Below are 13,575 nucleotides of genomic sequence, written 5' to 3' on the forward strand. Positions count from 1 at the left end.
AGTCTGCGCTTGCCTGTCGGACGGCCGGTATCTATATCTGACAAATGCCTGATTATTCGTCCCGGCCGTCGCCGCTGCCACATATCCCGATGGATGCGCTCAGCGAAGTTCTGCAAGACTTTCGCTTGAGTGGTGTCAACTATGGCCGCTGCGAACTCCGGCACCCATGGAGCATAGACTTTCCGCAACAACAACTGCTTCGTTTTCACTTTGTCGGCCAGGGTCCATGCTGGATTCACACCGAAGCGCAAGGCTGGCAGGAGTTGCGCGATGGCGATCTGGTGCTGCTGCCGCAAGGCATCGCCCATCGGCTGGCGAGTGCGCCGGACGTGGTGGGCGATTCGCTCGAGGGCTGCCAGGTGATCAAGTTGGGCGGCAACGTTTGCGAAGTGATACGGCAGGGAACGGGCGCGACAAGCACCCTTTTCTGCGGCTCCATGTCTCTCGGCTCCTGTGCGCTCAATCCGTTGATCACGTTGATGCCGCCTCTCATCAAGGGTTGCGACGTAGCCGGCAATGACCCGATGGTCGGCCCTTTGCTGGCGGCCATGACGGTGGAGGCCGCGCAACCGCAGATGGGCAGCGCCACCATCCTGTCGCGTATGGCGGATTTGCTGACAGCCAGGCTCATCCGGTGCTGGGTCAATTGCAACGGCGCCTCGACCACCGGTTGGCTCGCAGCCATCCGAGACCCCCATATAGGGCGCGCTCTGGCGGCCATGCACCGCGACCCCGGCCACAACTGGACGCTGGGAAGCCTCGCCGGTGTGGCAGGCCAATCGCGTTCGATTTTCGCCGAGCGCTTCAGCGCGGTATTGGGGGAGGGTGCCGCACATTATCTCGCCCGCCTGCGCATGCAGCTTGCCCGCGAATTGCTGGGCCAAAACGGCTTGTCTGTTGCCGAAGTCGCTACCCGTTTGGGCTATGATTCCGAGGCGTCCTTCGCCCGCGCGTTCAAGCGCATCACCAATGTCTCGCCAGGCGTTGTGCGTCGCACAATTCCCGGACGAATGGATATGAATTTCGGATTTTAAGGTACATAACATCCGGACGGACTCGCCTATCTAAGATCTCCAAACTTTGGAGATCTTCCCGTGACTGACACAACATTACAGCTTGAAGACGCCGCCATCGGCCTTGATGCCGATGCACCAGCCGCGTGGAGCGCGGCCACCTGGTTCGCGGTCCTATCATTGGCGGCAACCAGCTTTGCCCTGGTGTCAGCCGAGTTCTTGCCGGCAGGTCTGTTGACGCCGATGGCGCGCGATCTCGGCATCAGCGAGGGAACGGCCGGACAGGTCGTCACCGCCACCGCTTCCGTTGGCGCCGTGACGGCCATGTTGAGCAATGTTCTCATCGGCCGATTGAACCGCAAGGCGGTGCTGGTTGGCCTCATGGCCCTGGCGGTCGGTTCCAATATTCTTGCGGCGCTGGCGCCCAATTTCTGGCTGCTGTTGCTGGGCCGGGCCGGGTTGGGGATCGCTCTTAGCGCTTTCTGGGCACTTTCCGTTGCCGTCGTGGCGCGGCTGGTTGGCGCCAATGCGACAGGTCGCGGCATGGCGATCGTGACCCTCGGCGTCTCGCTCGCCACCATTGCCGCGCCGTCGATGGGTGCGTTGATCAGTGACTGGCTGGGATGGCGCAGCGCCATGGCCATGACGGCGGGGCTGGCCGCGCTTGCCATGCTGCTGCAGCTTCTCAGCCTGCCGACCTTGCCTGCGGCGGCAAGCAACAGCCTTGCAGACGTCTTTCGGCTGACACGGCGGCGTGGCATCCAACTCGGTATGCTTGCCATTGTTCTGCTGATGACCGGGCATTTTGCCGGCTCGGTCTATGTGCGCCCGTTCCTCGAACAGGTGACGCTCCTCACAACCGGGCCGATTGCCCTGGCGCTGCTCGGGTTCGGCATCGCCGCTGTGATCGGCAATATTGCCGGTGGCCGCCTGGCCGACACCAACATCCACATGGCCCTCGCAGTAACCGCCGCGTTGATGGCGTTTGCGGCACTCGCTTTGGTGCTTTGGGGCGCGCAAACCGGCGTTGCCTTCGGCTTTGTTACGCTGTGGGGCTTCGCCTTCGGCATGGCGCCGGTGGTGCTGCCGACCAATATGTCTCGCGCGGCACCTGATGCGCTGGAAGCAGCAGGCAGCCTGATGGTCACTTCCTTCCAGGTTGCCATCACCGTCGGTGCGGTTGTCGGCGGCTATGTCGTGGACACCTATGGCGCTACGGGACCTTTGACCCTAACCGCCGTCCTTGCCGCGGCGACGGCCGCACTGGCGCTGCTGCAGCCTCGTGGCTGAAACCTTGCTTCGTCTGACACGGGCGGCCTCAATCAGGCCGTCCGCGCCGTTGCAGCAGCGCTGCACAAGTTTATGCGCCGCACACGTTGCGTTTTGCCGCAATCGGCGGCTATGGGACGCCAGGCTTCGGCCGTTGGAAGGCAGCGACGATCAAGTTCTGCCTTCGTGAGGAGAATGACTGACATGAAGAAGTTTTTGCTCGTCGGCGTGGGTGTCGCCATGCTCGCCGCATCGGCCTGTTCGAAGGCGCCTGAATGCACGCAGGAAATCGCGGCCAAGAAGGCGCAGGAAATGACCGCCGCGCTGCAGCAAGCGATCACGAAGGATCCGTCCAAGGCCGCCGACCTGACCGCCAAGGTGCAGGCTGTGACGACCAAATATCAGGGCGCCACCACGCCGGCCGACGCCTGCAAGGCCTATGACGAGCTGACGGCCGCCATCAAGGGCTGATTCTTCGTTCGGAAATTGAGAAAGGCGGTGGCTCGAGTAGCCGCCGCCTTTTTTGCTGGTGTTCTTAAAGCGCATCGCGCTGACACGAAGGACGGCCGGCACGCACAGGACCCTGACACGTTGGCCTTGCTGTGGCTTGGGCCGTCGGAGACGCTGACATCGTCGGTTGCGCGCCACATGTCCGATCGCGGCAGAAAGGTGCCGCACCGAGCGGCCCGTGCTTGAGGAGCGCCGAGCCGGCCGCAAGGTGGCCTGTCATTTCCCGACATCGAGCTGAGCGGAATCGCTCAGCTATCGCGCAGTGCAACCCCGTTCCGCGCTTTTTGGGGGAACCGCTTGAGAGTCAGTTTTTGGCGATGGAGCCAACTTCGACGGCATCGACGCGCTTGAGGCTCATGCCGATGACCGGCACCAGCTGCTGGTCGACGCGCACGGCGATGGTCACCGTCATCGAATTGTCGTCGGGAATGCGGGCCTGCATGACGCCGCGCAGCTGGTTGCGGTTGATGGTGAAGACGACTTTGCGGGCATCGACCACGTTGCCGCCGATGATGTCCAGGCCCGACCCCGCGGCGCCGCCCATGAAATTTCCCTTGTAGTCGCGGCCCTTGCGCTCGACGGTCGCCGACATTTTCTGGGTGAAGACACCGACGCGGCAGTCGCCATCGAGCGTCATGCCGGTCTTGTTGTCCGGCGTCGAGCCGTCGAAGCTGCAGGTGAACTTCGTGCCCTTGTATTTGCCGGCGATGATTTCGCCCGGGCCGACCCATTTGCCTTCGACGGTGCGGAAGAACTGTTTGTCGGGCTCGGCTGCAAAGGCTTTCCCGGTCGGGCCCAGAGGTGCTGCAAGCGCGACCAGGGGCAGGACGCAGGACAAGATTACGCTTTTCATAGACGACACCCGGCAACAAGGAGGCTGTTGTCGGACGACCATGAACAAGATTGGTTAATGCTTGGTGACCGCGAGAGGGCGTTCACTTGGTCGAGGCGGGTGCTTCATTCTCTTTTCTGGCCGCAAACGAGGTCAGCGCCGACAGGAAATCGCCCATACCCGGCCGCCTGCCGGCAATGAAGGGCAGGGGCCGCGCCGTCTCCATGGCAGCAATGCCGATACGCGCCGTCATCATGCCGTTGACCACGCCTTCGCCGAGTTTCGCCGAAAGCCGTGCGGCAAGGCCATGGCCGACGATCTGCTGGACAAAGCTGTCGCCGAAGGCGATCGAGCCGGTCACCGCCAGATGGGCAAGAACGCTGCGCGCCAGCCGGAAAAAGCCCAGCGTGCCCGGCCTGCCGCCGTAGAGTTCGGACAAGCGGCGGATCAGGCGCCCGGCCTCGAACACGACATAGGCAACGTCTACGAGTGCGCGGGGGCTGACGGCGGTGACCAGCGACACGCGTTTGGCTGCTTCGAGGATCATCACCTTGGCTCTCGCATCGAGCGGCCCGAGAATCTCGGTCTCGGCCAGTCGCACCAGATTGCCGCCATCGATGATCTCGCCGCGCAATTCGGCCAGGGAGCGCCTGCCGGCCGCGGTTTCGGGTTTCGCAGCGACAAAGGCCGAAAGCTCTTCGACGACGGCCCTTGCAGCCTTCGGATCGTCGCGCGCCACGGCATCGAGCGCCCGCTTTTGCAGTTTTTCGACCTCGGCCAGCCGGGCAATAGCCAGGAATTCCCGCACCAGCACGACAGCGAGCGCCAACACGGCAATTGCGGCCATTCCCGCTGCCAGCCACCCCAGCCACTCTGCGCGCTCGAACAGGTCGCGGATGAGTTGGTCGGTCCACAGGCCGACGGCGAGCGAAACCAGCACGCCGACCGCGCCGAAAAACAGGCTGGCAAACAGCGAGCGCCTGCGCGGCGCGGTCGCCGGCGGCGGTTCGGCGGCGACAATGTCGGGTTCGTCGAAGAGATCGATCTCGGCCGGCACGACGACGGCGCGCGACTTGCGTGCCGGCGGCTCGGCATGGGGGCGGCGCGTTTCCTGCTTCGGTTCGGCCTCCGGGTCGATGCGGAAAGCTGCCGGTCTGCGGGGCGCGGTCATGCCAGATGGTCTCCGATCAGGAACTGCAAGGCGCGGTCGAGCCTGATATGCGGCAGCGACAGCGTGACGCCTTCGGCGGTGCGTTCGAGCTTTGGCGGGCGAAAGCGCACGAAACGGATCGCCGGATCGTCGCTGCTCTGCCGGTGGTCGGCTTCGGAAACGTCGAAAACCGCGTCAATTTTCTCCGGCAAGTCCCCGGGAAATATGGCGGTTTCGGCTTTACCATCAAAGGTTTCGCCGTTGATCTTCTCGCCCTTCAGCGGCGTGCCGATGATCACCGGCAGGGTTTCGCGGCCTTGCTTGACCGTGCCTTCGCGCGTCGCGCGCACCGCCGCCATGGCGACCACGTCGACATCGGCGCCGGTGAAATTTGCCCGCGCCACGGCGCGGTCGGCAAGCCGCCGCACGATTGCCTGCAGCCGGTCATGGCTTTCGTGATGCAAATGGTCGGCCTTGGTCGCGGCAACCAGGATGCGGTCGATGCGGCGTGAAAACAGGTCGGTGAGGAAATTGCTTCGGCCAGGACGGAAACAGGAGAGGATTTCGGTCACCGCGCGTTCCAGGTCGGCCATCGCGCCGGGGCCGGCGTTCAGCGCCTGCATGGCGTCGATCACCACGATCTGGCGGTCGAGGCGGGTGATGTGTTCGCGGAAGAACGGTTTCACCACATGCGTCTTGTAGGCCTCGTAGCGGCGCTCCATCATCGCTTGCAGCGAGCCGGAGCGCGGCCGTTTCTCACCCTTGAGCAGCAAGGGCGCGAAGGTCAGCGCCGGCGATCCCTCGAGGTCGCCAGGCATCAGGAAACGGCCGGGCGGCAAGGTCGAAAGCGCCCGCTCGTCGAGCTTGCAGGCCTTGAGGTAGGCGGCAAAACTCTCGGCGAGGCGCCGCGCCGTCATCTCGTCGGCGTCGGCATTGGGGTCGATCCTCGCCGACAGCGCCCGCCAGTCCTGCGACAGGTCGGCCCGCACCGGCAGCATAGCCATCTCAAAAGCTTCATGCGAAAAATCGGCGAAGGATTTGCCGAGCAGCGGCAGGTCGAGCAGCCATTCGCCGGGGTAGTCGACGATGTCGACCGACAATCGGCCGCTGGAAAACATCCGGTTCCAACCGGAGGCAGACTCATATTCGATGGTGAGCCTGAGTTCCGAAATGGCGCGCGTCGAGTCCGGCCAGACACGGTCGTTGACCAGGGCGGAGATATGGTCCTCGTACTGAAAACGCGGCACGGCATCGTCCGGCTGTTCCTCGAGGAAGGCGCGAGCGATCCGTCCCGACTTCTGCGCCTCGAACAGCGGCAGGCGCCCGCCATGGATGAGATTGTGGACGAGAGCCGAGATGAACACCGTCTTGCCGGCCCGGGACAGGCCGGTGACGCCCAGCCGAAGCGACGGCGAAAAAAGCCCGCTCGCACGCCCCGACAGCGTATCCAGGGCAATTCTCGCTTCGTCGGTGAAAGTGGTCAGCGATGATGCCAAAATCTGTTCTCTCAGGCGTGCTCTTGCGCCCGATATAGGCTTTGCGGTTCAAGTTTGAAATGGCGCCCGGCCTCGGCCGGCTCGGCTCAGAGATCGACGGGCGTCAGGAAGGCTTCGAGGTAGCCCGCGCCTTGCGCAGCCTCGGTGAGGGTGCCGTCGAAGCGCACGACCGCAAGGCCGGAGGTCGGGAAACCATGGTTCATGATGGCCCGAGCAGCCTCGTCGCCGTCGCCCGAGACCGCCATGGCAAGGTCTTCCGTCATCGGATTGTGGCCGATGACCAGCAGCGAGCCGGGGCCGCCATTGCTGCGGATGATGGCGAGGTAGCCGGCGGCATCCTCGCTGTAGAGCGTGTCGAAGAACAGCACCCGGCCGGTATCGGTGTGGCCGGCGATGCCTTCCAGCGTCTGGCGCGCCCGCTTGGCGTTGGAGCAGAGCGTGATATCGGGGATGTAGTTGCGGGCACGCATCGCCGTCCCCATCATTTCGGCATCGGCAATGCCGGATGCGTCGAGCGGGCGATCGAAGTCGCGCACGCCGGGCAGGGCCCAGCCAGCCTTCGCATGCCTCAACAGATACAGTCTGCTCACCGGACCCCCAATGGTGTGCTGCCCACCAATGACACAACTGGATTAGCCACGAGAAAGGCCTGAGGCACAATGGGCGCCGCCGCCCAAGCGCAACGAATCATGTGCGAATTCGCCCGCGCCCCTGCTATGGAAGGCTTTGCTGAGGATCGCCCGCGCGGGCATTAATAATTGCGTGAAACGCGCGCGGATTACGCTTGTGCAGCCTTCTCTGCGCGAATATATAGGCGCCAAATTTGGGGTTGTTGGGTGAGTCGAATGAACGATATCGTTACAGCCAATTACGTACCCTCCGAAGACGAGCCGTTCATGAACGAACGGCAGAAATCCTACTTTCGCCTGAAGCTCGTCACCTGGAAGACCGACATACTGCGCGAAGCGCGCGAAACACTCGAAATCCTGCAGCAGGAAAACGCCAACCACCCCGATCTCGCCGATCGCGCTTCCTCGGAAACCGACCGCGCCATCGAGCTTCGCGCCCGCGACCGCCAGCGCAAGCTCATTTCAAAGATCGATTCGGCGCTGCAGCGCATCGATGAAGGCACTTACGGCTATTGCGAGGAAACCGGCGAGCCGATCGCGCTGAAGCGTCTCGACGCGCGTCCGATCGCGACCTTGTCGATCGAAGCGCAGGAGCGCCACGAACGCCGCGAGAAGGTCTATCGCGACGATTGAGCCGCTGCCGTCAGGCAGGACTGTTTCATCAGAAATGACCGGGTTTCCCGGCCATTTCTGTTTTTGGCCGAAGGGTTTAGTCGCACGAAGTTAAAGCGCGTTGCGCTGAAACGGACGACGCGCTTTAAGCGCCGTTCCGATCGGGAATCGGCAAGATGTGACGGTTCGCCGGGCTTTATCGTTTCTGGCTGGCGAGTTCGCCGAGCAGCTTGGTCATCTCGTCGTCGAGAGACTGCGGTGCCTTCGCAGCCGGCTTGCTTGCCGGTTTGGGGTGCGAATCGTCGAGCGAGACCTCGAGCTCCCGCATCAGGGTATCGTCGATGGACTCATGCTTCGGTGGCGGGGCCTGCCGGGCAGTATTGGCGGCGGAGCCATAGGCCGGCAGCGGTGTCACATTGCTCGCCTGGTAGATTTGAGCCGGTTTCGGCGCCGGCGCGGCCTGGCGCGGCGGAACGGCGGCCGGAGCAGCCCTTACCGGTTGCGGCGGCGGCGCCTGCCTTGCGGGCGTGGCCGGAGCGGGTTGTGCTGCGCGCGGCCGCGGCGCCTGTTGCTGCTGGCCAACACCGCCATCGCCGGTCAATGCCGGACGGCGTGGCGCTGCAAGTCTGATATCGCGCTCGACGACAACGTCGGTCGGGCCGCCGATCAAAAGCAGGTGTTCGATGTCGTCGCGACGGATGAGCACCAGCCGGCGGTGGCTGTCGACCGCCGTCGCGTCCATGACCGCCAGCCGTGTCTTGCGGTTCCTGCCGCCGGCAACGAAGGTGCCGAAGGTCAGGTTGCGGACCAGCCTGATGATGATGAGCACGATGACCAGCAGGACAAGGGCAGCAAACGTCCACAGCAGCGCTGCGGCATATCCGGGACCCGCCACATTATCCAGCCACTGCATCGGTGCCCCCAATCGGCTTTTGAAGTGGAGGGACACTAGACCGTTGCGGCCAGCCACCGCAAGTTGCCTTCACGCTTCGTGAACAGCTTGAAAACACCGACGCGTCATTTTTATCCGACATTTGCCGCCAAGGCCTTTTCCGGATTAGGAGAATGTGATTCAACCGGCCGGGGGCGGTGTCGGACAACTCACGAGCAGGGGGCATATGGCCAGGGAAACGCGAGGCGATTTCTATCCGGTACCGATCGTCGATCAGAACACGCGGCCAGGCGCGGTTACCCGGCTCATCGTGTTCATCATCGTCCTGACTGGGGCCGCGATCGTTTTCGGCATTTTCCGCGAGCGTCTTGGCGATCCGTTCCTGCTCGGCATGCTGGGCGTGCTTGCCATGATCGGCGTCGGCTTCCTGTTCGCCACGGCCATCGGCTTCGTGCAGATCGCGCCGCGTTCGACCGGGGACGAACTGTCGAAGGCCTTCGTCGATTCGATGTCGCAGGGCCTGATCGTCACCGACACCAAGGGCCGCGTCGTCTACGCCAACCGGGCCTACGCCGAGATGACCGGTGCTGCGTCGGCCGCCGATCTGAAGACGGTCGAAGGCCTGCTTTCCGATGTCCCCGAAGCTTCGGTGACCATATACCGGCTGGCCTCGGGCTTGCGCGATGGCCAGGCCGGCGACGGTGAGTTCCGGCTAGCACAGTCGATCAGGCCGGGCGCCGAACCCGGCGCGCGCTGGTACCGGGCGCGGGCCCGGACCTTCAGCGTTCCCGGTCAGCGCCTGCCGATGCTTGCCTGGCAGCTTGCCGATATCTCGCAGGAACGGGCCGAGCAGGAGCGTTTCTTCCTCGACTTGCAGAAGGCCATCGACCATCTCGACCATGCGCCGGCCGGTTTCTTCTCGGCCGACCAGGAAGGCCGTGTCACCTACATCAACGCCACGCTCGCCGAATGGCTGGGCATCGATCTGGCGAGCTTCACCCCTGGCGCCGTGACACTCCCGGAAATCGTCGCCGGCGACGGCATGGCGCTGGTGCGCTCGGTCAAGGCCGATCCCGGCACCACCCGCAACGCCGTCATCGATCTCGATCTTACGACGACGACCGGCGAGGCGCTGCCGGTGCGCTTCATGCATCGGGTCTCGGCCAGCCGCGAGGGGACCAACGGTCCCACCCGCACCATCGTGCTCAACCGCACGCAGGGCGAGGACGCATCGGCCGATCTTCGGGCTTCGGAGGTACGCTTCACTCGCTTCTTCAATTCGACGCCGATGGCCATTGCCGCCGTCGACAATGGCGGCCGCATCCTGCGCACCAACGCGCCGTTCCTGTCGCTGTTTTCTTCCGTCGTCGACGGCGACGCGGTTGACCGCCGCGTGCGGCTGGACACCGTGATCCATGAGCGCGACCGGCCGGCCTTTGCCGCCGCCTTCGAGAAGGCGCGGCTGAGGCAGGCCGACATCGAGCCGATCGACACGCTGCTGCCCGGCAATGAGGAGCGTCACATCCGCTTCTACGTCAACGCCGTCGCCGACGGCACCGGCGAGGGCGCCGAGGAATCGGCCATCGTCTATGCCGTCGAGACCACCGAGCAGAAGGCGCTCGAGGGCCAGATGGCGCAGAGCCAGAAGATGCAGGCAGTCGGACAGCTCGCCGGCGGCATCGCCCACGACTTCAACAATGTGCTGACCGCCATCATCATGGCGTCGGATCTTTTGCTGACCAATCACCGGCCGTCGGACCCGTCCTTCCCCGACATCATGAACATCAAGCAGAATGCCAACCGGGCGGCCTCGCTGGTGCGGCAGTTGCTCGCCTTCTCGCGCAAGCAGACATTGCGGCCGGAAGTGCTGAACCTGACCGACGTGCTTGCCGATCTCCGGATGCTGCTTGCCCGCCTGGTTGGCAACGAGATCAAGCTGAAGGTCGACCACGGCCGCGATTTGTGGCCGGTCAAGGTCGATATCGGCCAGTTCGAGCAGGTGGTGGTCAACCTGGCCGTCAACGCACGCGACGCCATGCCGGCTGGCGGCGACCTCACCGTGCGCACCCGCAACGTCACCGCCGAACAATGCAAGAGCTTCTCCTACCGCGAGCTCACGCCTGCCGACTATGTCGTGGTCGAGGTCGAGGATAGCGGCTCGGGCATTGCGCCGGACGTGCTGAAGAAGATCTTTGAGCCGTTCTTCACCACCAAGGAAGTCGGCAAAGGCACCGGCCTTGGCCTGTCGATGGTCTATGGCATCATCAAGCAGACCGGCGGTTTCATCTTCTGCGATTCCGAAGTCGGCAAGGGCTCGACCTTCCGCATCTTCTTGCCGCGCCATATCGTGGAGGCGAAGAAGCCCGGCGACGTCAGCGAGGCGCCGGCTGCGCCGGTGAAAGCCGCCGACAGCGCCAAGGACCTGTCGGGCTCGGCCACTGTGCTCCTCGTCGAGGATGAAGACGCCGTGCGCATGGGCGGCTCGCGGGCGCTGACCTCGCGCGGCTATACCGTCCATGAGGCCTCCTCGGGCGTCGAGGCGCTGGAAGTCTTCGAAGCGCTCGGCGGCAAGGTCGATATCGTCGTGTCAGACGTGGTGATGCCGGAAATGGACGGACCGACGCTGCTCGGCGAACTGCGCAAGCGCCAGCCCGACATCAAGTTCGTCTTCGTGTCCGGCTATGCCGAAGACGCTTTCGCCAGAAACCTGCCGCCGGACGCGCAATTCGGCTTCCTGCCGAAGCCGTTCTCCCTCAAGCAACTGGCCACCGTGGTCAAGGATGTATTGGAGTCCTAGGGCGCCCTAATTCAAAGCTTGCGCAATGACGTGACACTGCCATGATTGCAGGCGAAACGGGCGGCGAGTTTTGGGGAGCATGTCGTGACGCCGCACAACGAGGCTGCCAGGGGCGACTATGCCGCAACGGTGCTGTTGCCGGGCGATCCGCAACGCGCCGAGTGGATGGCAAAGACATTTCTTGAGGCGTCGCGCTGCGTCAACCGCCGCCGGGGCGCACTCGGCTTCACCGGCCTCTATCGCGGCCGTCCCATCAGCATCCAGGCCACCGGCATCGGTGTCCCGTCTTTCCTGGTCTATGTGCATGAACTCCTGGATGTTCACGGCGTCAAAACGCTGATCCGCACAGGTACCTGCGGCGGCCTGACACCCCGCGTGCCGCTGCGCTCCTTGGTGATCTCGCAGTCGGTGCGCGCCGAAAGCGACCAAAGCGGCCAGGTCTTCGGCCTCTACGATGCTGCCGCCGGGGCCGATCCCGGCCTGTTCGCCCACGCCTTGGCTTGCGCCGCCCAGCTCGGCATCGACCACCAGGCCGGGCTGACCATCTGCAGCGATGTCTTCTACCACCCTGAAGGGCGCGACCGCTTTGCCGAAGCGCAGGCGCTTGGCGCTCTCGCTGTCGATATGGAAACCAGCGCACTCTACCGAATCGCGGCGCATTTCGGCGCCCGCGCGCTGTCGCTGCTGACCGTCGTCGACAACATCGTGACCGGCGAACAGACTGCCTATTCCGAACGTCAGGCGCTGTTCACTGATATGGCGCGGCTTGGGTTCGACGTTGCGGCGGAAGGCTAGCTTCCTCAGGCCGCTTTGCGCTTCGGCGTCAGCTCATCCATGTCTGGCCGGTGACCGCGCAGATAGAGCGCGCAGGTGGTACGCAGCATCGACGCGAAATTGGGGATGGCGCCGTTGATCTCGATCGCCTCGTCATAGAGTTTTGAGATGAACTTCGGCGTCATCAGGCCCTGGCTGTCGGCAATTTCGTCAAGCAGCGCCCAGAACGTTCCTTCAAGCTGGATACTCGTAGAGTGACCGTCGATGCGGATCGACCGGTTGATCTGTCGATAGCCTTCCGGATCCTGCCCGGCAAAAACCCTGCACATCCTTACCTCCCGATATTGTTGGTTTTGGGCGCAGCGTGTCGCGCCTTCAAGTTGTGGTTGTCCCTGCATGTTCGGCCTTGTGGGCCGAATCGGCAATCGGACTTTCGTCTTTAGGCGCAGGCATAGCAGCGATTGCAAATTTAGCCGTGGTAACCGGCTGCCACCACCTTTCGCGCGTGCCGCCCATAATCGCCTCCAACATGCAGCGGCGGAGACTGATTTGGCGAAGGCAATCCATTCCATGATCCGGGTTCTCCAAGAGGCCAGATCCGTCGATTTCTACAGAAACGCTTTCGGGCTCGATGTCGCCGACAGGCTGGATTTCGAGACATTCACGCTGATTTACCTTGCCAACGCCGAAACGGGGTTCGAGCTCGAACTCACCGTGAACAAGGGCCGCACCGAGCCTTATGAGCTAGGCGACGGTTACGGCCATCTGGCGGTCTCGGTGTCCGATCTCGACAGCGAACACGACCGGATCGGCGCGCTCGGCCTCAACCCCATGAAGATCGTCGAATTCAACCGCGACGGATCGCTGATCGCGCGCTTTTTCTTCATCGAGGACCCCGACGGCTACAAGATCGAGGTTCTGCAGCGTGGAGGGCGCTTCCAGTAGGGGATTATCGGCCGCATTCAGCCGCGCGACGCCAGCAACGGCGCTGTTCAAGGGCGCAAACAGCAAGCAGGGAGGAACAAAATGGTCACGATCTATGACGCGAGGCTCTCACGTCGTGAACTTCTCAAACGCGGCGGCATCGGCGCGTTGCTCGTCATTTCCGGCAGCGCCGTCATCAGCCCTGAAAATGCCTGGGGGCTCGAGACATCGGCGCTCAAGCCCGAAACCATGGCAACGCTGATCCAGATGGCGCGCGACATCTATCCGCACGATCAGGTGCCCGACAAATACTACGCCATCGCCGTAAAAGGGCATGACGAGCAGGCCGGCAAGGACGCTGCCTACAAGACGATGATCGAAGACGGCATCGCCGACCTCGACAAGAAGTCGGGCGAGGGCGGCTATCGCGGCCTCGGCTGGGAGGAGCAGCGCGTTGCCGTGCTACAGCAGATCGAGGCGACGCCGTTCTTCCAGTCCATCCGCGGCGGCCTCGTCGTCAGCCTCTACAACCAGCAGGAGGTGTGGCCGATCTTCGGCTACGAGGGCGAATCCTACTCCAAGGGCGGCTACATCGCGCGCGGTTTCGACGACATAGAGTGGCTCTGAGCCCTTCCGTCGTTCTGAAACCCCGCAAACAGGAATTCATGGGAGGAAAC

14 protein-coding genes are annotated in these 13,575 nt (G+C 63.5%); 8 read left to right on the forward strand and 6 right to left on the reverse strand.

Annotation, left to right across the window (positions count from 1 at the left end; all coding sequences use genetic code 11):
* Window positions 1–44: 44 nt before the first annotated feature.
* The 3 genes from NKJ80_RS20585 to NKJ80_RS20595 all read left to right on the forward strand — a co-directional run bounded on the left by NKJ80_RS20585 (window position 45) and on the right by NKJ80_RS20595 (window position 2,753).
* Window positions 45–1,034, forward strand: coding sequence for an AraC family transcriptional regulator (locus NKJ80_RS20585; protein WP_352498214.1), 990 nt, complete (start codon window positions 45–47; stop codon window positions 1,032–1,034).
* Window positions 1,035–1,094: 60 nt separating this feature from the next.
* A complete protein-coding gene (locus tag NKJ80_RS20590; RefSeq protein WP_023688655.1) occupies window positions 1,095–2,303 on the forward strand; it encodes an MFS transporter in 1,209 nt (402 codons plus the stop codon).
* Between the two features lie 183 nt (window positions 2,304–2,486).
* Complete coding sequence (locus NKJ80_RS20595; protein WP_352498215.1) at window positions 2,487–2,753, forward strand: hypothetical protein; 267 nt, start codon at window positions 2,487–2,489, stop codon at window positions 2,751–2,753.
* 343 nt (window positions 2,754–3,096) lie between these two features.
* Here the strand turns inward: NKJ80_RS20595 and NKJ80_RS20600 are convergent, their stop codons facing one another.
* From NKJ80_RS20600 to NKJ80_RS20615, 4 genes are all read right to left on the reverse strand, one after another.
* Window positions 3,097–3,645 (reverse strand): hypothetical protein, encoded by a 549-nt coding sequence (locus NKJ80_RS20600; RefSeq protein WP_023673495.1) that lies wholly within the window; start codon window positions 3,643–3,645, stop codon window positions 3,097–3,099.
* An 82-nt stretch (window positions 3,646–3,727) separates the two neighbouring features.
* A complete protein-coding gene (locus NKJ80_RS20605) occupies window positions 3,728–4,795 on the reverse strand; it encodes a YcjF family protein (protein WP_352498216.1) in 1,068 nt (355 codons plus the stop codon).
* Window positions 4,792–6,270, reverse strand: coding sequence for a YcjX family GTP-binding protein (locus NKJ80_RS20610; protein ID WP_352498217.1), 1,479 nt, complete (start codon window positions 6,268–6,270; stop codon window positions 4,792–4,794). The genes NKJ80_RS20605 and NKJ80_RS20610 overlap by 4 nt, the downstream gene beginning before the upstream one ends.
* Window positions 6,271–6,356: 86 nt before the next feature.
* Window positions 6,357–6,860, reverse strand: coding sequence for a SixA phosphatase family protein (locus NKJ80_RS20615; RefSeq protein WP_023693370.1), 504 nt, complete (start codon window positions 6,858–6,860; stop codon window positions 6,357–6,359).
* 255 nt (window positions 6,861–7,115) lie between these two features.
* Here NKJ80_RS20615 and dksA point away from each other — a divergent pair, with 255 nt between their 5' ends.
* Window positions 7,116–7,532: an RNA polymerase-binding protein DksA gene (gene dksA / locus NKJ80_RS20620; protein WP_023673491.1), complete on the forward strand. Its 417-nt coding sequence runs from the start codon at window positions 7,116–7,118 to the stop codon at window positions 7,530–7,532.
* A 175-nt stretch (window positions 7,533–7,707) separates the two neighbouring features.
* Here dksA and NKJ80_RS20625 read toward each other — a convergent pair whose 3' ends face one another.
* Window positions 7,708–8,424 carry a hypothetical protein gene (locus tag NKJ80_RS20625; protein WP_352498218.1) on the reverse strand — a complete coding sequence of 239 codons (717 nt, stop codon included), beginning with the start codon at window positions 8,422–8,424 and terminating at the stop codon, window positions 7,708–7,710.
* A 205-nt stretch (window positions 8,425–8,629) separates the two neighbouring features.
* On the opposite strand from NKJ80_RS20625, the gene cckA reads away from it, so the two are divergent.
* Window positions 8,630–11,200, forward strand: coding sequence for a cell cycle histidine kinase CckA (gene cckA / locus NKJ80_RS20630; protein ID WP_023670922.1), 2,571 nt, complete (start codon window positions 8,630–8,632; stop codon window positions 11,198–11,200).
* A gap of 84 nt (window positions 11,201–11,284) precedes the next feature.
* On the forward strand, window positions 11,285–11,995 hold the full coding sequence (locus NKJ80_RS20635) for a purine-nucleoside phosphorylase (protein WP_352498219.1): 711 nt from the start codon (window positions 11,285–11,287) through the stop codon (window positions 11,993–11,995).
* Window positions 11,996–12,000: 5 nt separating this feature from the next.
* Here the strand turns inward: NKJ80_RS20635 and NKJ80_RS20640 are convergent, their stop codons facing one another.
* A complete protein-coding gene (locus NKJ80_RS20640) occupies window positions 12,001–12,303 on the reverse strand; it encodes a ribbon-helix-helix domain-containing protein (RefSeq protein WP_352498220.1) in 303 nt (100 codons plus the stop codon).
* 220 nt (window positions 12,304–12,523) lie between these two features.
* Between NKJ80_RS20640 and NKJ80_RS20645 the strand changes: the two genes are divergently transcribed.
* Both NKJ80_RS20645 and NKJ80_RS20650 read left to right on the forward strand, forming a co-directional pair.
* On the forward strand, window positions 12,524–12,919 hold the full coding sequence (locus NKJ80_RS20645) for a VOC family protein (protein WP_352498221.1): 396 nt from the start codon (window positions 12,524–12,526) through the stop codon (window positions 12,917–12,919).
* 81 nt (window positions 12,920–13,000) lie between these two features.
* On the forward strand, window positions 13,001–13,525 hold the full coding sequence (locus tag NKJ80_RS20650; RefSeq protein ID WP_023670927.1) for a twin-arginine translocation pathway signal: 525 nt from the start codon (window positions 13,001–13,003) through the stop codon (window positions 13,523–13,525).
* Window positions 13,526–13,575 lie beyond the last annotated feature (50 nt).

Origin of the sequence: Mesorhizobium sp. M0030, assembly GCF_040323695.1 — a bacterium.
Classification (GTDB): domain Bacteria; phylum Pseudomonadota; class Alphaproteobacteria; order Rhizobiales; family Rhizobiaceae; genus Mesorhizobium.

Bases quoted from the DNA above. Each gene is read 5' to 3' on its own strand.
- NKJ80_RS20585 (WP_352498214.1), top strand. From the start codon at position 45: ATGCCTGATTATTCGTCCCGGCCGTCGCCGCTGCCACATATCCCGATG.
- NKJ80_RS20595 (WP_352498215.1), top strand. From the start codon at position 2,487: ATGAAGAAGTTTTTGCTCGTCGGCGTGGGTGTCGCCATGCTCGCCGCA.
- NKJ80_RS20600 (WP_023673495.1), bottom strand. From the start codon at position 3,645: ATGAAAAGCGTAATCTTGTCCTGCGTCCTGCCCCTGGTCGCGCTTGCA.
- NKJ80_RS20605 (WP_352498216.1), bottom strand. From the start codon at position 4,795: ATGACCGCGCCCCGCAGACCGGCAGCTTTCCGCATCGACCCGGAGGCC.
- dksA (WP_023673491.1), top strand. From the start codon at position 7,116: ATGAACGATATCGTTACAGCCAATTACGTACCCTCCGAAGACGAGCCG.
- NKJ80_RS20625 (WP_352498218.1), bottom strand. From the start codon at position 8,424: ATGCAGTGGCTGGATAATGTGGCGGGTCCCGGATATGCCGCAGCGCTG.
- cckA (WP_023670922.1), top strand. From the start codon at position 8,630: ATGGCCAGGGAAACGCGAGGCGATTTCTATCCGGTACCGATCGTCGAT.
- NKJ80_RS20640 (WP_352498220.1), bottom strand. From the start codon at position 12,303: ATGTGCAGGGTTTTTGCCGGGCAGGATCCGGAAGGCTATCGACAGATC.
- NKJ80_RS20650 (WP_023670927.1), top strand. From the start codon at position 13,001: ATGGTCACGATCTATGACGCGAGGCTCTCACGTCGTGAACTTCTCAAA.